The sequence below is a fragment of the Rhodococcus sp. B50 genome, from assembly GCF_013602415.1.
In the GTDB taxonomy this organism is placed as follows: domain Bacteria; phylum Actinomycetota; class Actinomycetes; order Mycobacteriales; family Mycobacteriaceae; genus Rhodococcus.
In genome coordinates this window covers 2,682,368-2,698,705 of the sequence record NZ_WPAG02000002.1, presented here as the reverse complement: position 1 = coordinate 2,698,705, position 16,338 = coordinate 2,682,368, and the positions used below count along the sequence as shown (strand labels likewise).

The 16,338-nt window shown below is 67.8% G+C and carries 23 protein-coding genes; 12 read left to right on the top strand and 11 right to left on the bottom strand.

What is annotated here, in order from left to right; genetic code table 11:
* Positions 1-4: 4 nt before the first annotated feature.
* From GON09_RS12705 to GON09_RS12695, 3 genes are read right to left on the bottom strand one after another with little or no spacing between them, the layout of a single operon-like run.
* Positions 5-1,177, bottom strand: coding sequence for an MFS transporter (locus tag GON09_RS12705; protein WP_213932087.1), 1,173 nt, complete (start codon positions 1,175-1,177; stop codon positions 5-7).
* 3 nt (positions 1,178-1,180) lie between these two features.
* Complete coding sequence (locus GON09_RS12700; protein WP_213932086.1) at positions 1,181-1,597, bottom strand: hypothetical protein; 417 nt, start codon at positions 1,595-1,597, stop codon at positions 1,181-1,183.
* 32 nt (positions 1,598-1,629) lie between these two features.
* The gene (locus GON09_RS12695) at positions 1,630-2,556 is read right to left on the bottom strand and encodes an AEC family transporter (protein WP_213932085.1); all 927 of its coding nucleotides are present in this window, start codon (positions 2,554-2,556) and stop codon (positions 1,630-1,632) included.
* A gap of 171 nt (positions 2,557-2,727) precedes the next feature.
* Here GON09_RS12695 and GON09_RS12690 point away from each other — a divergent pair, with 171 nt between their 5' ends.
* Positions 2,728-3,591 (top strand): DUF559 domain-containing protein, encoded by an 864-nt coding sequence (locus tag GON09_RS12690; RefSeq protein ID WP_213932084.1) that lies wholly within the window; start codon positions 2,728-2,730, stop codon positions 3,589-3,591.
* 100 nt (positions 3,592-3,691) lie between these two features.
* On the opposite strand, the gene rpsR is transcribed toward GON09_RS12690, so the two are convergent.
* From rpsR to rpmB, 4 genes are read right to left on the bottom strand one after another with little or no spacing between them, the layout of a single operon-like run.
* A complete protein-coding gene (gene rpsR, locus GON09_RS12685) occupies positions 3,692-3,949 on the bottom strand; it encodes a 30S ribosomal protein S18 (RefSeq protein WP_006553776.1) in 258 nt (85 codons plus the stop codon).
* A gap of 10 nt (positions 3,950-3,959) precedes the next feature.
* Complete coding sequence (gene rpsN, locus GON09_RS12680; protein WP_213932083.1) at positions 3,960-4,265, bottom strand: 30S ribosomal protein S14; 306 nt, start codon at positions 4,263-4,265, stop codon at positions 3,960-3,962.
* A gap of 2 nt (positions 4,266-4,267) precedes the next feature.
* Positions 4,268-4,435: a 50S ribosomal protein L33 gene (rpmG, locus tag GON09_RS12675; RefSeq protein WP_213932082.1), complete on the bottom strand. Its 168-nt coding sequence runs from the start codon at positions 4,433-4,435 to the stop codon at positions 4,268-4,270.
* Positions 4,435-4,671 carry a 50S ribosomal protein L28 gene (gene rpmB, locus GON09_RS12670; protein ID WP_213932081.1) on the bottom strand — a complete coding sequence of 79 codons (237 nt, stop codon included), beginning with the start codon at positions 4,669-4,671 and terminating at the stop codon, positions 4,435-4,437. Before rpmB ends, rpmG begins: the two co-directional genes overlap by 1 nt.
* Positions 4,672-4,774: 103 nt before the next feature.
* On the opposite strand from rpmB, the gene mrf reads away from it, so the two are divergent.
* The 10 genes from mrf to GON09_RS12620 all read left to right on the top strand — a co-directional run bounded on the left by mrf (position 4,775) and on the right by GON09_RS12620 (position 12,891).
* Complete coding sequence (gene mrf, locus GON09_RS12665) at positions 4,775-5,992, top strand: ribosome hibernation factor-recruiting GTPase MRF (RefSeq protein ID WP_307854363.1); 1,218 nt, start codon at positions 4,775-4,777, stop codon at positions 5,990-5,992.
* Positions 5,989-6,240: a type B 50S ribosomal protein L31 gene (locus GON09_RS12660; protein ID WP_213932079.1), complete on the top strand. Its 252-nt coding sequence runs from the start codon at positions 5,989-5,991 to the stop codon at positions 6,238-6,240. Before mrf ends, GON09_RS12660 begins: the two co-directional genes overlap by 4 nt.
* Before the next feature lie 45 nt (positions 6,241-6,285).
* Positions 6,286-6,459, top strand: a complete 174-nt coding sequence (gene rpmF, locus GON09_RS12655) for a 50S ribosomal protein L32 (protein WP_213932078.1) — start codon at positions 6,286-6,288, stop codon at positions 6,457-6,459.
* Between the two features lie 70 nt (positions 6,460-6,529).
* Complete coding sequence (locus tag GON09_RS12650; RefSeq protein WP_026002878.1) at positions 6,530-7,219, top strand: response regulator transcription factor; 690 nt, start codon at positions 6,530-6,532, stop codon at positions 7,217-7,219.
* Positions 7,220-7,227: 8 nt separating this feature from the next.
* On the top strand, positions 7,228-8,631 hold the full coding sequence (locus GON09_RS12645; protein ID WP_213932077.1) for a HAMP domain-containing sensor histidine kinase: 1,404 nt from the start codon (positions 7,228-7,230) through the stop codon (positions 8,629-8,631).
* Between the two features lie 168 nt (positions 8,632-8,799).
* Complete coding sequence (locus GON09_RS12640) at positions 8,800-10,020, top strand: S1C family serine protease (RefSeq protein WP_213932076.1); 1,221 nt, start codon at positions 8,800-8,802, stop codon at positions 10,018-10,020.
* A gap of 74 nt (positions 10,021-10,094) precedes the next feature.
* Positions 10,095-10,592, top strand: a complete 498-nt coding sequence (locus GON09_RS12635) for a MogA/MoaB family molybdenum cofactor biosynthesis protein (RefSeq protein WP_016932331.1) — start codon at positions 10,095-10,097, stop codon at positions 10,590-10,592.
* A 7-nt stretch (positions 10,593-10,599) separates the two neighbouring features.
* Positions 10,600-10,812, top strand: a complete 213-nt coding sequence (locus tag GON09_RS12630; protein ID WP_213932075.1) for a hypothetical protein — start codon at positions 10,600-10,602, stop codon at positions 10,810-10,812.
* Between the two features lie 577 nt (positions 10,813-11,389).
* Positions 11,390-12,199: an MspA family porin gene (locus GON09_RS12625; RefSeq protein WP_213932074.1), complete on the top strand. Its 810-nt coding sequence runs from the start codon at positions 11,390-11,392 to the stop codon at positions 12,197-12,199.
* Between the two features lie 53 nt (positions 12,200-12,252).
* Positions 12,253-12,891, top strand: coding sequence for an MspA family porin (locus GON09_RS12620; protein ID WP_213932073.1), 639 nt, complete (start codon positions 12,253-12,255; stop codon positions 12,889-12,891).
* Between the two features lie 89 nt (positions 12,892-12,980).
* Here GON09_RS12620 and mscL read toward each other — a convergent pair whose 3' ends face one another.
* The 4 genes from mscL to GON09_RS12600 form a co-directional block, all read right to left on the bottom strand.
* Positions 12,981-13,412, bottom strand: a complete 432-nt coding sequence (gene mscL, locus GON09_RS12615; protein ID WP_213932072.1) for a large-conductance mechanosensitive channel protein MscL — start codon at positions 13,410-13,412, stop codon at positions 12,981-12,983.
* A 126-nt stretch (positions 13,413-13,538) separates the two neighbouring features.
* Positions 13,539-14,255 (bottom strand): SAF domain-containing protein, encoded by a 717-nt coding sequence (locus tag GON09_RS12610; RefSeq protein WP_213932071.1) that lies wholly within the window; start codon positions 14,253-14,255, stop codon positions 13,539-13,541.
* Positions 14,256-14,359: 104 nt separating this feature from the next.
* The gene (locus GON09_RS12605) at positions 14,360-14,659 is read right to left on the bottom strand and encodes an FmdB family zinc ribbon protein (protein WP_213932070.1); all 300 of its coding nucleotides are present in this window, start codon (positions 14,657-14,659) and stop codon (positions 14,360-14,362) included.
* 84 nt (positions 14,660-14,743) lie between these two features.
* Positions 14,744-15,346, bottom strand: coding sequence for a 5-formyltetrahydrofolate cyclo-ligase (locus GON09_RS12600; RefSeq protein WP_213932069.1), 603 nt, complete (start codon positions 15,344-15,346; stop codon positions 14,744-14,746).
* Between the two features lie 61 nt (positions 15,347-15,407).
* On the opposite strand from GON09_RS12600, the gene GON09_RS12595 reads away from it, so the two are divergent.
* Entirely contained in the window at positions 15,408-16,319 is a 912-nt protein-coding gene (locus GON09_RS12595) for a UTP--glucose-1-phosphate uridylyltransferase (RefSeq protein WP_213932068.1), read from the top strand.
* The last annotated feature ends 19 nt before the right edge of the window (positions 16,320-16,338 follow it).

Below are 16,338 nucleotides of genomic sequence, written 5' to 3'. Positions count from 1 at the left end.
GAGCTCAGCTCCGTACGGATCTCCACGTGGTGGTGGCGGCGGCGGAGAGCAGCACCGCCGTCACCCAGAAGACCGCCGCGACCCCGGCGACCCCGGCGACGGCACCGGCCGCCAGCGGTACCGCGACCTGCCCGAGCCGGTTGCCGGTCAACCGTACGGCCAGCGCCGACGCGCGGTCGGCCGGGGCGACGAGTCCGACCACCCACGTCATCGTCAGGGGTTGGCCGACGCCCCAGAACATTCCGCACACGGCGAGTAGCGCGCCGATGACCCAGGGATTCGGCACGAGCGGTATCAGCGCGACCGGCACGATGGTCCCGGCGCTCGCGGAGACGAGGAGCCATCTGCGCGGGATGTGTCGCAGCGCCCACGGCAGAAAGGCACGCGAGACGATCGACGCCACGGTGCGGGCGGTGAGCAGGATCGTCACCAGGAGCACACCGAACCCGAACTGCTCACCGAGCAGCGGCAGATAGGCGACGACGAGGTCGACGGACGCGAGGACCACCAGGCTCGACAGCATCGCCGGCTTCATGCCCTTCGTCGCGAGCATCGACAGGATCGACTGGGGCGCGCCGTCCTCGGCGGTGCGGCCCGATCCGGGGGGTTCGCGGAGACCGAGCACCAGCGGCAGGGCGAGCAGCGACGCCACGGTCATGGTCAGCAACGCGCCGGTGGTCTCGACGGATCCGTTGCCGTCGCCGGTGGTCGCGGCGATCACGCCGGATATCGGAACACCGACGGCCTGCCCGACCGACACGCCCAGGGTGAGGCCGGCGAATCCGCGATCCAGTTCGTCCGGTGGCGACAGGATCGACACGAACGCCTGCCCCGACACCGTGACGAGCAACTGCCCCAGTCCGAGCACGACGTTGCCGACGGCCAGCACGATCAATCCCGAACTGAGCGCGATCAACCCGGCACCGACCGTGGTGACCACGATGCCCGAGCGCAGGACGACCGTCGCGTGTCCGCGGTCGACCGCGCGCCCCAGACGCACCGCCGCAACGAGCGGAACGATGGCGTAGAGGGCGGTGACGGCGCCGATGGTCGCAGCATCGCCACCCAGCGCGAGGATCCGGTAGGAGACCAGCACGCGGATCGACTGGAAGGCTGCGTGCAGCAGGGCGGTGGACAGGCACAGGTACAGCAGCCAGTGACGCGGAGGATGCGGCATGCGTCAGGCGCCGGTCGTCACGGCCCGGTCGCCGAGCGGCGACCGCAAGGGAACCTCGAGGGTGCCGACGACGGCGACCATCACGCACATGCGGTCCTGCATCTCCGGCAGGGTGCCGCCGAGCAGCGCCACCGTCACCGTCTCGTCCGTTTCGGTGACGGTCGCGTCGACGCCGAAGCATTCGGGGGTGCCCGTCTCGAAGTGCAGGGAGATCCGGTCGTCGCTCACCCGCGACCACGACATGATCGTGAGCGGATGCGCATCGACGATGTCCGCACGTGGCGAGAACTCCGTCGCCCCTGCCGGAACGGGTTCCTCGGGTAGCGCCGGCACGTCCGGGGCACTCGACCCGCAGGCCGCGATGAGCAGACACATCGCGAGGACGGTGATGCCTCGGCAGGCACGGACGACGGAACGCATGGTTCCCACGGTATTCCGGTGTGGCGTGTTCATCACGCCAGCAGGGCGGCGGTCACGCCGATCGCAGGAATGGAGGCGAGGGTGGTGACGAGCGCGGCGTCGCGGGCGAGCACCGTGCCCCGGCCGTAGGCGCTCGCGTAGACGAACACATTCTGCGCGGTCGGCAGCGCCGCGACCACGACCACCGCGAACAGCGCGTGACCGTCGAGGCCGAACATGAAACGTCCCAGCAGATACGCGAGTACGGGCTGGACGAGGATTTTGAGTACCGAGGCAAGCGCGATGTCGCGGCGCGGGCTCGTCCCTTTCTCGAGCACCCGGACGCCCTGCAGCGACAATCCGAACGCGAGCAACGCACCGGGAACCGACGCGCCGCCGAGCAGATGGAACGGTTGCAGCAGCGCTTCCGGCGGTGTCCATCCGCTGATCGCGATGGCGAGTCCGGCCGCGGCGGCCAGGACGATGGGATTCTTGAACGGCGCGAGCAGGGTATCGAGGCGCGACACCCCGGCGCGCATCGTCGACAGGTCGAGCATCGTCAGCGCGATGGGGGAGAGCACGACGATCTGGAACAACAGCAGGGGCGCGACGAACGAGGCGTCGCCCAGGACGAACACCGCGATCGGAATGCCGAGGTTCGCGGAGTTGACGTAGCCGGCGCACAGCGCCCCGATGGTCGCCTCGGGGACCGCACGTCGCAGCCAGAGCTTTGCGACGACGAAGTGCACGATTGCGACGGCGAAGGCGGTGGCCGCCGCGATGTAGAGGTTGGGCGAGAAGATCACCGACAGGTCGGACGTGGCGAGTACGTCGAACAGCAGCGCGGGAGTGGCGACGAAGAAGACGAGTCGGCTGAGCACCGTCTGCGCTTCGTGTCCGAGGGTGCCCAGGCGCCCCAGCGTGAAGCCGATAGCGATGATCACGAAGATGACACTGAACCCCGCGATCACACCCGACACGGTTGCCTAGTCTAAGGACCCTGTGGATGAATTCCTGAGGCAGGCGCCCGGAGTGCAGTTCTTGTCGATCGGAGCCGAATTTTTCGACGACAACTGCTCACTCGGGAACGTTCATCCACAGGGCGACGATCCGGGGTTCCACGTCGAGCGGACGTTGTGCAGGCTTCCTCCATGGGGGAATTCGACGAGCCGTTCAGCGGCACCGACGCGCTGGCCGGGAAGTGCCTGACGCCGTACCGACTGCGGACGATGCGCCGGCTGCATCGCGACGTGTACATCCATCCGGATGCGGAGATGACTGCGTTACGGCGTGCGCGTGCGGCGTGGTTGTGGACGCGAGGTGGTGGCGTACTGGCAGGGCTGTCCGCTGCCGCGGTGCACGGCAGCAGGTGGGTCGACGGTCGCGCTCCGGCGGAGCTGCTCCGGACCGGGAGTCGCCGCGGCACGGCCGGGGTGAGAGTGCACGGCGACACCGTGCACGAGGAGGAGATCTGCGAGCGCGAGGGGATGTCGGTGACGACTCCCGCGCGGACCGGTTTCGATCTCGCCCGGTGGCTCGCACCCGCGCGAGCCGTCGAACAACTCGATGCGTTGTGCCGGGCCACCGGACTGGATCCGGCGGACATCCTCGCCCTCGCCGACCGGTACCGCGGGGAGCGTGGACTTCCGCAGGTGCGCGCGGTCGTACCCCGAGTGGACCCCGGCGCCGAGTCTCCACCCGAGACCAGGGTTCGCCTGTTGCTCGTGCATCACGGACTACCGACGCCGGCCACCCAGGTGCCGATCGTCGACGAGGGCAGGGTGATCGGTTGGGCGGACATGGGGTGGCACGAATGGCGCACCGCCGTCGAGTACGACGGGGTGCACCACTGGACCGACGAGCGGCAACGCACCAAGGACATCGAGCGCTACGAGTCGTTCGCGTCGCTGGGCTGGTCGGTGGTCCGGGTGAACTCCGAGCAACTCCGAATGCGTCCGCTGACGATCGTCGAACGGGTCCGCAGGGCGCTGAGGGCTTCGGGCGCACCCGTGTGACGTGCACTTCTCGTCGAGAATCCCGACTGATTTCGACAAGACCTGCACACACGACGACGCCGCCCCTCCCGGTGGGAGAGGCGGCGTCGGAAGCTACGGCCTACTTGCTGCTGACGTAGGGGAGCAGAGCCATCTCGCGGGCGTTCTTCACCGCGACGGCGACCTGACGCTGCTGCTGCGGGGTCAGGCCCGTGACGCGACGGCTGCGGATCTTGCCGCGATCGGAGATGAAGGTGCGGAGCAGGTTGACGTCCTTGTAGTCGACGTACTCGATCTTCGCCGCGAAGAGGGGGTTCTTCTTGGGCTTGCGTCCCTCGACGGCACGCGACTTCTTCGACGGTCCTCGCTTGACTGCCATATCTCGCTCCTCACCAGCTCGACTTGTGGACGCCGGGTAGTTCCCCGCGGTGGGCGAGTTCACGCACACGCACTCGTGAGAGCCCGAACTTTCGCAGGTGGCCGCGCGGGCGGCCGTCCGCAGCGTCTCGATTGCGTAATCGTACCGGACTGGCGTCGCGGGGTAGACGCTGCAGTGCCCGCTGTGCTTCGTGGCGCTCCTCCGGGGAGGAAGACGGCGTGCGCACGACCTCCTTCAGTTCCGCGCGGCGCTCGGCGTACCGGGCCACGATCACCTTCCGCTGCTCGTTGCGCGCGATCTTCGATTTCTTCGCCACGACTACTTCTCCTCGCGGAAGTCGACGTGTTCGCGCAGCACGGGATCGTACTTGCGCAGCACGAGCCGGTCGGGATCGTTCCGGCGGTTCTTCCGGGTGACGTAGGTGTAGCCGGTTCCGGCGGTGGACCGGAGCTTGACGATGGGCCGGATCTCGTTGCGTGCGGCCATCAGATCTTCTCCCCGCGGGCACGCAGTCGTGCGACGACGCTCTCGATGCCGTCGCGGTCGACGGTCTTGATCGCCTTGGCCGACAGGTTCAGCGTGACGCGGCGGCCCAGTGAGGGCACGAAATATGTCCTGCGCTGGATGTTCGGGTTCCAGCGCCGGCTGGTGCGGACGTGGGAGTGCGATACGGATTTCCCGAATCCGGGACGCCGTCCGGTGAGTTGGCAGGTGGCCGACACGTCGGCTCCTTCCTCTTAGGTAACGACAATCATTTTCGACAAAGCGCGTCGACCACTGTACGCTTCGGCTTCGTTAATGACAATCGTTATCGAAAGGACTCTTGTGGACACCAGGACGCCGCTCGTCATCGTCTGCGGATGGCGCGGACGCACAGCGCACGTAGCGCGGTCGCTCCTGCGTCCGGGCACCGCGGTCGTCCACCACGACCTGTCCGGTCTCGACCAGGGCGTGCTCCGCCGCACCGTGCACACCGTCGAGGGCGAACGCACCGAGATCCTCGAACTCGCCCATGGATGCGTGTCGTGCACGCTGCGCGAGGATCTGCTGCCCCTTCTCCGGCGACTACGCGACTACAGCACCGTCGACCGGATCGTCCTGCACCTCGACCCGCAACTCGAACCCGAGGCGCTGTGCTGGGCCGTCGAACACGTCGTGGTGAGCGGAATCGTCGGTCGCGTCGACGGACCAGCGTCCCTCGACGTCCGGGTGGACGGTGTCGTGACCTGTCTCGACGCGGCGACCTGGCTCGAGGACGCGACGGGCGACGACGAACTGAACGAGCGCCTCGACGACGACCGCACCCTGGCCCAGGTCGTCGTCGGACAGGTCGAATTCGCCGATGCTCTGGTAGTCCTTCCGGGAGCGGACGGCTGGAAGCAGGCGCGCCTGCACGCGGTGCTCACCCGGCTCACCCCGGACGCGCCGATCGCGTGGACGGCCGAACCGGACGTCGAGCGTCTGCTGCAGGAGATACCCGGCACCGCACGCCGCGGAACGATCGACGGGGCACACTCGCCGCTCCTGCGCGGTCAACCTCCCCTCGACGAGGACTGCGGAATCCGCCTCGTCGAGTTCTCCGCCACCCGCCCGTTCCATCCGGAACGTCTCCACCACGCGATCGACGTGCTGCTCGATGGCGTCGTGCGCGCCCGTGGGCGACTGTGGGTCGCCACGCAACCCGACAATGCGCTGCTCGTCGAGTCGGCCGGTGAAGGACTGCGTGTCGCTCATGCGGGACCGTGGCTCGCGGCGATGACTCCGGAGCAGCAGCGCGCGGTCTCGGCGGAACGCCGCGCGATGGCGTCCCTGCGCTGGGACGAACGCTACGGCGACCGGGACACGAGCATCGTCGTCCTCGTCCACGACGCCGACCCGGAACTCGTCGACCGAGCGCTGCGCGCAGCGGTCGTGACCGACGACGAGTTCGCTCGACCCGATCTGTGGCCCACCTGGCACGACCCCTTCGGACAGTTCCACGAAGACCCCTGTGACGACCTCCCGGCAGACCGCCGCGACAACGAGAGAGAAGGACACCGATGAAACAAGGCCTGCATCCCGACTATCACCCCGTCGTCTTCCAGGACGCCAATACCGGCGCGACCTTCCTGACCCGGTCCACCGCGACCTCCGAACGCACGACGGTGTGGTCGGACGGCCGCACCTACCCGCTGATCGCCGTCGACGTGACCAGCGACTCGCATCCGTTCTGGACGGGTGCCGCACGCCTGCTGGACACCGCCGGTCGCGTCGAGAAGTTCGAACGCAAGTACGGCCGGCGCCGGCCCTGAGCGCGGCTCCGAGTCCGAGAAGATCCGAACCCGAAGGAGAACGACATGGCAGTCCCGAAGCGCAGGAAGTCCCGCTCCAACACCCGTCATCGCCGCTCGCAGTGGACGGCGAGCGTCCCCGATCTCGTGCCGGTCACCGTCGACGGAACGACCGTGAAGGTTCCCCGCAGGCTCGTCCGGGCCGTCCTCAGCGGTGACGTCGATCCCAGGGACCACTGAGATGTAGAACCCGCTCACCCGCCGAGGGTTCTCAGCGCGCTCTCAGTAGGGGCAGGCCACAATGGTGATCATGCGCATTCTGGTGGTCGACGACGACCGTGCGGTGCGGGAATCGCTGCGCCGGTCACTGAGCTTCAACGGATACACGGTCGACCTCGCCACGGACGGACAGGATGCCCTCGAGCAGGTCACCGCGTCGCGTCCGGATGCGATGGTGCTCGACGTGATGATGCCGCGCGTCGACGGCCTCGAGGTGTGCCGCCGATTGCGCAGCACCGGTGACGACCTGCCGATCCTCGTGCTCACCGCGCGCGATTCCGTCTCCGAGCGGGTCGCGGGTCTCGACGCGGGCGCCGACGACTACCTGCCGAAACCGTTCGCGCTCGAGGAGCTGCTCGCGCGGCTGCGGGCGCTGCTGCGTCGCGCCACCCCCGACCCCGACAGCTCCGCGGACGAAGTGCTGCGCTTCGCGGACCTCAGCCTCGATCCGGCGACCCGCGAGGTCACCCGCGGCGACCGGCAGATCAGCCTCACCCGCACCGAGTTCTCTCTGATGGAGATGCTCATGGCGAACCCGAGGCGGGTGCTCACCCGCAGCCGCATCCTCGAGGAGGTGTGGGGATACGACTTCCCGACCTCCGGCAACGCCCTCGAGGTCTACGTGGGGTATCTGCGACGCAAGACCGAGGCCGGTGGGGAACCGCGCCTGATCCACACAGTGCGCGGCGTCGGGTACGTGCTGCGCGAGACCCCGCCGTGAGCGACCTGATGCGACCACCTCTTCTGCTGACCCGCTCGGTGCCGCTGCGCACCCGCGTCACGCTCCTCGCGGCCGGGGCGGTGGCGCTCGCCGTCGCCGTCACGTCCATCGCCGCGTACGCGGTGGTGTCGCGAGCGTTGTACTCGGGGGTCGACACCCAGTTGCGGGCGCGCGCCGCCGCCCTCGTCGAGTCGAGCACGCTCATCACCTACGACCCGCGCTACATCGGCGGGGCTCAGCTCTACAGCTCCGACATCAGCGTCGCCCTGATCTATCCGGATCTCGGCCGGTACGTGCCGCCGGGTTCGTCGGTGCCCATCGGCGACCCCGAGCTGGCCGTGGCAGAGGGGGACCGTGACTCGTCACTGCGCACCGTCGCCCAGCAACGCGTACTGGCCCAGCGCATGCCCGACGGCAGCACGGTCGTGATCGCGCAGCGACTGCGTCCCACCGCCGAGATCCTCAACCGCCTGGCGAGTGTGCTGTTCATCGTCGGGGGCTGCGGGGTGGTACTCGCCGCGGCCGTGGGTGCGACCGTCGGCCGCACGGGTCTGCGTCCCGTCGCCCGGCTGACCGCCGCCGCCGAGCGGGTCGCGCGCACCGACGACCTGCGGCCCATCCGGGTGACCGGTCACGACGAGCTCGCCCGCCTCACCGAGAGCTTCAACATGATGCTGCGTGCGCTCGCCGAGTCGCGGGAACGGCAGAGTCGGCTGGTCGCCGATGCCGGCCACGAACTGAAGACGCCGCTGACTTCGCTGCGAACCAACATGGAATTGCTCATCGCGGCGAGCCGGCCCGGTGCGCCGAGCCTGCCCGCCGAGGACATGGCAGAGCTACGCGCCGACGTCATCGGCCAGATCGAGGAGTTGTCGACGCTCGTCGGCGATCTCGTCGACCTGGCGCGTGAGGACGCGCCGGAAACGGTGTTCGAGGTAGTCGATGTCGCGGAGGTGGTGGACCGGAGTCTCGAACGTGCGCGTCGGCGTCGCACCGACATCGAGTTCCGGGCGACCACCGAGCCGTGGTTCGTCTTCGGCGACCAGGCGGGACTCACTCGCGCGGTGGTCAACGTGCTCGACAACGCGGCGAAGTGGAGCCCTGCGGGGGAAGACGTCGTCGTGCACATGCGGCAGATCGGCACCGGGCTGATGGAACTGACCGTCGACGACGCCGGCCCGGGAATTCCGGAAGAAGAACGCGAGCTCGTGTTCGAACGGTTCTACCGGGCGACGACAGCGCGGTCGATGCCGGGATCCGGTCTGGGACTGGCCATCGTGCGGCAGATCGTCATGAAGCACGGCGGGACGATCGCCGTCGACCGTTCGGATCGCGGCGGCACGCTGATCAGCATCGTGCTGCCCGGCACATCGACCCTCGACGGAGAGACACATCCCACCGACGCGGGCTGAATTCGACAGGGAAATCGCGGGTACTTCTGAGGCGACTCTCAGCTCTCCGGTCCATGCTGGACGGAGAAGAGCGGGGTGCTTCCGAGGCGCCCCGCACGATCGGCCACCGCACGCCGATATCGACCCGCGTGCGTCCGGTGGCCCTGGCGGACGAAGGCGAAGTGACGAATGAGTGAGGATCCCACCCGCGGTGCGGGAACACCGCAACCGCAACCGCAACCCCATCCGTACGGACCCGGCGGATACACCGGCCCCTACCCGCAGGCATCCCAGCAGCCGTCACCTCCGCCGCCCGCCACGGGATCCGGCCGGATGCCGGGTCGCTCCGCCCTCGCCGTCGGCGCCATCGCGCTCGCGCTGGTGAGCGGCGGTATCGGTGGCGCGGTCGGCGCGTGGTCGGTGCGCGATTCGTCCGGACCGGTCGTCAACTCCCTCGACGCTCCGAAGCCCGAAACCCAGACGGTCGCCGCCGCCCCCGAGGGCAGCGTGCAGGCCGTCGCCGACAAGGTCGTGCCGAGCGTCGTGCGGATCGAGGTCGCAGGACGCACCGGCGCGGGTGAAGGGTCGGGCGTGGTCCTGTCCTCGGACGGATTGATCCTCACCAACAACCACGTCGTGGCGGGTGGAGGTCAGGGGGCACAGCTGACGGTCTTCTTCTCGGACGGGTCCACCGCGCCGGCGACGGTCGTCGGTGCGGATGCGGTATCGGACATCGCTGTCATCCGGGCCGAAGGGCGCACCGATCTCGCTCCCATCGAACTCGGTGGTTCGGAGAATCTCGCAGTAGGCCAGGAGGTTGTGGCCGTCGGATCACCGCTCGGACTGCAGAGCACCGTGACGGCGGGCATCGTGTCCGCGCTCAATCGGCCCGTGTCCACGAGCGGGGACAACGCCAATCAGGCGTCGGTCATCGACGCGATCCAGACCGACGCGGCGATCAATCCCGGCAACTCCGGCGGTGCGCTGGTCGACATGGAAGGCCGTCTCGTCGGTATCAACACCGCGATCGCCACGGCCGGCGGACAGTCGGGTTCGATCGGCCTCGGTTTCGCGATCCCCGTCGAGCAGGCCCGGCGTGTCGCGCAGGAACTCGTCGACACGGGTAAGGCGACGCACGCGATCATCGGTGTCCAGGTTCCGTCCCGGGACGACGCCTACGGTGCGCGCGTCGTGGAGGTCGTGCCCGACGGGCCGGCCGACCGAGCCGGCATCCCCGACAACGCGATCATCGTCCGGATCGACGATCGGGTCGTCACCGACGGCGACTCGCTCATCGCGGCGATCCGATCCCGCGCGCCGGGGGACACCGTGAAGATCACCTACAAGACGCCCGACGGCAACGAGACCACAGTCGACGTGGTGACTGCGTCGGATTCGGCCGGACGATGAGGAACGACATGGACATAGCTCACATTCCCGTACAAGAGCCGCATGCTTTCGAGCCGCAAACTACCGTGGACCTCATGGAACTCGAAGCTCCCAGAAAAGGCCGCGCACTCGTCGTCGTCGTCGACGATCGCGTCTCCCACGGCGACAGTCCGGACTCCGCGGGTCCGCTCGTCACGGAGCTTCTCGTCGAAGGTGGCTTCGCCGTCGACGGTGTCGTGACGGTCGCTGCCGACGAGGTCGAGATCCGAAATGCGCTCAACACCGCGGTGATCGGCGGCGTCGATCTGGTGATCTCCGTCGGTGGTACCGGCGTCACCCCGCGCGACGTGACGCCCGACGCGACCGAGGACGTGCTCGACCACGAGATCCGCGGCATCGCCGAAGCGTTGCGGTCGTCGGGCCTGGCGTCGGGCGCGATGGACGCCGGTCTCTCCCGTGGCCTCGTGGGTGTCTCCGGGTCGACGCTCGTGGTGAACCTCGCGTCGTCGCGTCCCGCCATCCGCGACGGGATGGCGACGTTGTTGCCTCTCGCCGCGCACGTCATCGAAGAGTTGTCCTGGATGGAGGAGTGACGACGCCGTGTCCGACGACCGTGATCCCTCGCACGACGAGGTGACCGGCGAGCAGCAGCAGAGCCGTGCCCGGATCGATCGGGCGCGGCTGGCGCGCATCTTCGGGGATGTACTTCCCGAGACGACACGCGACGAACGGGGCGAGAGCGACTCCGGCGGTGGCGGTGGCGGCTCGGACGAATGGCTGCGCAGGCAGGTGCCTCCACACCATTCCGGTTAGTGATCTGCATCACTGACGTCGAGTTGCGCTCAACCGGATTCCAACCCGTTGTCGACCGCAACGAAACGTCGCCGCAACGATCCGTTCACCTCCGTCTGGTCCGTGCGATGTTTGTGATCTGTGTTTCCGGTCACATAAGGCATTTTGTCCTGCACTCCGGGTGCAATAAGAATGTGGCTTCTACCTGCGCCGATGTGGCGCTGGTCGGGTCACGTACGTGTAACCCGAGGTTACATATTCCACCCCGGGAGGCGCCCGATTTGCCCGCTTCGGTGATTCGCTGAGCGCGTGGTCTGCGCCGCGCCTATACCGGAGCGTTACGAAAGCTAGGCGTTGCTCTAGGAATGGTCACGGTCTAATCTCCCTCTCAGGTTCAAACCGGTCGAGCCCAGGCTTCACAGCCTGGGCTCGGTCACGAATCGGTAAAGCAAAACCGTGCGGACGATGGACGTACCGACACACCGGCGGCTGATCCGCCGGTGTGTTCGCTGTGGACAGCGGCCCGCGGGCGACAGGGCGACTACTTGTTGTCGGACGCGGTGCGCAACCCGGCACGCAGAGAACGGATGAGGCATTCATGAAGATTCAGACGCGACGTGGCTTCCGGGCCACCCGCAACGCCACGGTGGCAGCAGCTGCTGTGGCCGGTCTGGTTCTCGGATCGGCCGGCGCCGCAGGTGCCGAGGTCAACGACCAGAACCGGATCGTCTCCAACGGCCACGAGGTCATCGTCACGCAGGAGGACACCTTCATCAACGGTGTGCCCCCGATCGGTGGCAGCCCGCTGAGCCGTGAGTGGTTCCACAACGGCCGCGGCATCGCCAACATCGTCGGCCCCGAGGCGGCGGACTTCGAGGGTTCGACCTTCCAGTTCGGCTACCAGGTCGCGTGGACGGCATCCGTCGACGGGGCAATCGGCTTCAATTGGACTTCTCCTGAGCTTGGCACTGACCTCGGTTATGGCTATTCGGACACGGTCGAGGAAGTCTGGCTGAAGAACCCTGCTGGCGAATACGTCGACTACTCGGGCGTCGTCGTGGACGAAGAGAAGCGAGTCCAGGCCACCGTCGACGGCACTAAGGACGGCAAGAAGCTCTGGACCGTTATCGAGGATGGTGGCGAGTATGAGCACCAGTCCACCGACATCGGCGTGGGCAGCATTCTGCCTCAGGTTACTGCTGGCATCGAACTGAGTCAGGCTCCTGGCATCGAAGAAATCGTCGTGGCTGAGGGTGAGTTCGACGGCGATTACAAGGAAGTCCAGATCGCCAATGTCCACGGTGCTGCGACCGGCGTCATCGGTCCGGTCTCCGTCCGTCCGTTCGTCCGCGTCATCACCGACAACGGCGACAACGTCACCACCTACGGCCAGGTCTGGACCCTCTAGTCCTGCTCCGCGCCATCCCGCAAGAAGTCCCCACCACCACAAACGGAGTAATCATGGGAATCAAGTCGCGTGGCTTCAAGGCCGCTCGTAACGCCGCCGTCGCCGGTGCCGCCGCCTTCGGTCTGGTGCTCGGTGCCTCGGGTGCCGCTTCGGCCGAGGTCAACGACCAGAACCGCATCGTCTCCGACGGCCTCGAGGTCGTCGTGACCCAGGAGGACACCTTCATCCAGGGTGTTCCGGCTCTCGGCGGCAGCCCGTTCAACCGCGAGTTCTTCCACAACGGCCGCGGCACGGCCAACCTGATCGGTGAGGGCGCTGCCGACGCCGAGGGCACCACCTTCCAGTTCGGCTACCAGTTCGCATGGGCCGGCAGCATCGACGGTGCCATCGGCGTGACCTACTCGACCCCGGGCCTGGGTGTGGACGCTAAGCTCAGCGGCGACGTCACCGCCAAGGTCACCGACATCCTCCCGCAGGCCTACGCCGAGCTCGAGCTGACCCCGGCTCCGGGCATCGAGGAGCTCGTCGTCGCCGAGGGCGAGTTCGACGGTGATTTCAAGACCGTTCAGTTCTCGAACGTCCACGGCACCGCCTCCGGCGTCCTCGGCGCCGTCCAGGTCCGTCCGTTCGTCCGCGCCATCACGGCCAACGGCGACAACGTCACCACCTACGGCGCTCCCTGGACCGTCTAAATAGACGTCCGGCTCACGCCGAACACAGCATCACAAGACCGGGCTCGCTCGAATCTCGAGCGGGCCCGGTCTTTTTCGTCGTCGAGCACCTACTCGATGCCCGGGTTGGGCTTGGCGTGAGCGCCCTGAGTCGCCTGGCCGGCCTGTGCCTCGAGGATGTCGCGGATCTGGATGAGCAGGTCCTCGGCGCTGGCCTGCTTGTCCTCCGGCTCGGTGACGAACTTCTTCTTCGCCGCATTGGCGGGGACGATGAGCACGAAGTACACGACGGCGGCGATGATGATGAAGTTGATGATCGCGGAGATCACCGCGCCGATGTTCACGAAGGTCTCCGGGTTGCCGCTCACGATCTCGAAGCCCCAGCCCATCTCGTTGTCGCCGCCGATCGCGCTGATGAGCGGCTCGATGATGTTCGCGGTGAACGCTGTGACGATCGCCGTGAATGCCGCACCGACCACGACCGCGACGGCGAGATCGAGGACGTTGCCCCTCAATATGAAGTCCTTGAAGCCCTTCAGCATGGTGTGCTCCTTCTCGCGGCCTGTCCGCCGGAGCCGCGCACATGAGGTGGGTCACACGGACGTCCACACGATAAACCGCCAGGTCGGTTCCTCGAGGGGATTGCGCTGGGAAAACGAGCGAGACACTCAGTGGAGCGTCACGGTCAGAGCGCTGACGAGCGACGCCGCCGCGACCGCCGTGGCAGATTCGGGTTCCAGCGCGACCAGCACGACCCGCTCGTTCCGATCCCGCGCCGCACCGCCGGATTCGGCCAGCACCACCACCGCACCCCGGGCGAGGACGTGCGCACCGGGTAAGGGGCCGTCGGCGCTGTCCGTGACGGTGAGGACGTCGACGCGGTCGCCCTCACGGAGCAGTTCACTCACCCCGGCATCGGCGAGCCGGATGGGCACCACGCGTGCGTCGGCGAAACCGGTGGCCGCTACGGCGAGGCGCGGGCCGAGGAGGCGGGTGTCGACGAGCGGTTCACCCGCCGGGACGGGACCGGCGAGGATATGGCCCACGGCGCCGTCGACCTCACGTAGCGTCCCGGCGACGAGAGCGGACCGCTCGCGATCCACATGCGCGACATCGTCGGCGGTGAGAGTGTGCCCGGGCGCGAGATCTCTCGCCGCGACGACGACACCCACGCGATCGCTGTCGGGGTCGCCGCGCACCGCGAGGATCACTGCCAGCGCGGCGAGCAGTCCGGCCGCGATCCGTCGGGCCCGGACGATGCGCGACCAGCCGGGACGGAGGAGTTCGGCGAACCGGTCGGGGAGCGTGGGCTGCAGCGAGGCACCCGCGGAACGATGCGGACGCGTGTTCTCACGCTGGTGGAACGAGAAGGGGCCGACGGGCATGCCCCGAACCTAGGAGGTCGGAGTGCCCTGTCGGCCCCCGTGGGCTCTCGGAAGCGGCGGTCTGTGGATGACTCGACCGCCTGTGGACAAAGAGTCCCGGAAGGTCAGCTCGCGGCGGCAGCGGGTGCCGAAGAGGAGCTGGTCGACGAGCTGGTCGACGACGAGCTGCTGTCGCTCGAGGAGGAGCTGCTCGAACTCGTCGACGCGGATTCGCTCGCGGTGCTGCCGCTGCGGGAGTCGGTGCGGTAGAAGCCGCTGCCCTTGAACACGATGCCGACCGAGTTGAACAGCTTGCGCAGCTTGCCTTCGCACTGCGGGCATTCGGTCAGGGAATCGTCGCTGAAGGACTGCACGATGTCGAACTTGTTGTCGCAGGTCGTGCAGGCATATGAGTAGGTGGGCACCGGTTGATCCTCCGCCAGTTCGTCGTACCGCAGCATTCGTCGTACGGCAGTCTTGGCACTCTACCGCCGACAGTGCCAACGACGCTAGGGAGTGTGTTGTTCCGCACGGTCGTCGCTACCGAGCCGGACCAGCCCTTTCCCGGGTGTCAGCGCCCAGCCCATGCGGATGTCGTGGGGGTCCTCGGGGAGCTCGTCGACGAGTTCCTCGTCGCGCACCACGGCGATGATCGCGGCGGTGGGCGCGGCCAGGTGCAGGGTGCGGTCGTAGAAGCCGGCGCCGCGGCCGAGGCGGACGCCCCGCGCGTCCACCGCCAGGGCCGGGACGAGCACCGTGTGGGCCTCGGCCACTGCCTCGGGCGGGAGGATCTCGCCACCGGGCTCCCGCAGCCCGAAATCGGCCGCCAGCAGTGTCTTCTCTCCGAGATAGCGAGCCCACGACAGGGGTTCGCCGGTGCGTGTCACCGGCACGAGCACCGTCACCCCTGCCTCGGTCAGGGCATCGAGAAGTGCGATCGATCCGGGCTCCGAACCCACCGGCACGTACGCGCACACCACCGAACCCGCCGGCGCGAGCGACGCGGCCATCGTGGCGAGCGCGGTGTCCTCGATTCTGCGCCTCGCGACACCCAACTCGCGCCGAGCTGTAAGAATGCGGTCACGCCAGACCGCTTTCGGGGGTGGGGGCATGTCTGCGCCTTACGATCGCCGAACCACCGTCCTCGGTGGCCGAAGTTTAGGGTGGGAGTCTATGACGAACAGTACGACCGGAGGCACGCGGCATTTCAAGACCGCGGTTGTCCCCGCAGCAGGTATGGGGACGCGGTTCCTTCCCGCGACCAAGACGGTCCCGAAGGAACTCCTTCCGGTGGTCGACACGCCCGGCATCGAGCTCGTGGCGGGCGAAGCTGCCGAATCGGGTGCCGAACGCCTTCTCATCGTGACCGCGCCGGGTAAGGACGGTGTGGTCGCGCACTTCGTCGAGGACCTCGTCCTCGAGTCCAAGCTCGAGGAGAAGGGCAAGTACGAGCTCCTCGCCAAGGTCCGCAAGGCCCAGGGGCTGCTCGAGGTCGAGTCCGTGATCCAGGAGAAGCCGCTCGGCCTCGGTCACGCCGTGGCGTGCGCGGAGCAGGCGCTCGATCCCGACGAGGATGCGATCGCCGTGCTGCTACCCGACGACCTCGTGCTACCGGTCGGCGTGCTCGAGACGATGCAACGCGTCCGCGCCAAGCGTGGCGGTTCCGTGCTGTGCGCGATCGACGTGCCCAAGGATCAGGTCAGCGCCTACGGCGTCTTCGACGTCGAGGTCGTGCCGGATGCCGCCAATCCCGACGTGCTCAAGGTGCTCGGCATGGTCGAGAAGCCTGCGGTCGAGGACGCACCGTCGACCTTCGCCGCCGCCGGCCGCTATCTGCTCGACCGGGCGATCTTCGACGCGCTGCGACGCATCGAGCCCGGAGCCGGGGGAGAACTGCAGCTCACCGACGCCATCGCCCTGCTCATCTCCGAGGGACACCCCGTCCACGTGGTGGTGCACCGCGGCACCCGACACGATCTCGGAAATCCCGGGGGCTACCTGCGCGCTGCGGTTGACTCGGCGTTGAACACGGAAGAGTACGGGCCCTCGTTGCGCGAGTGGCTCGTCGATCGCCTGAAGCGCTGACTGCGGACGGGCTGGAGGA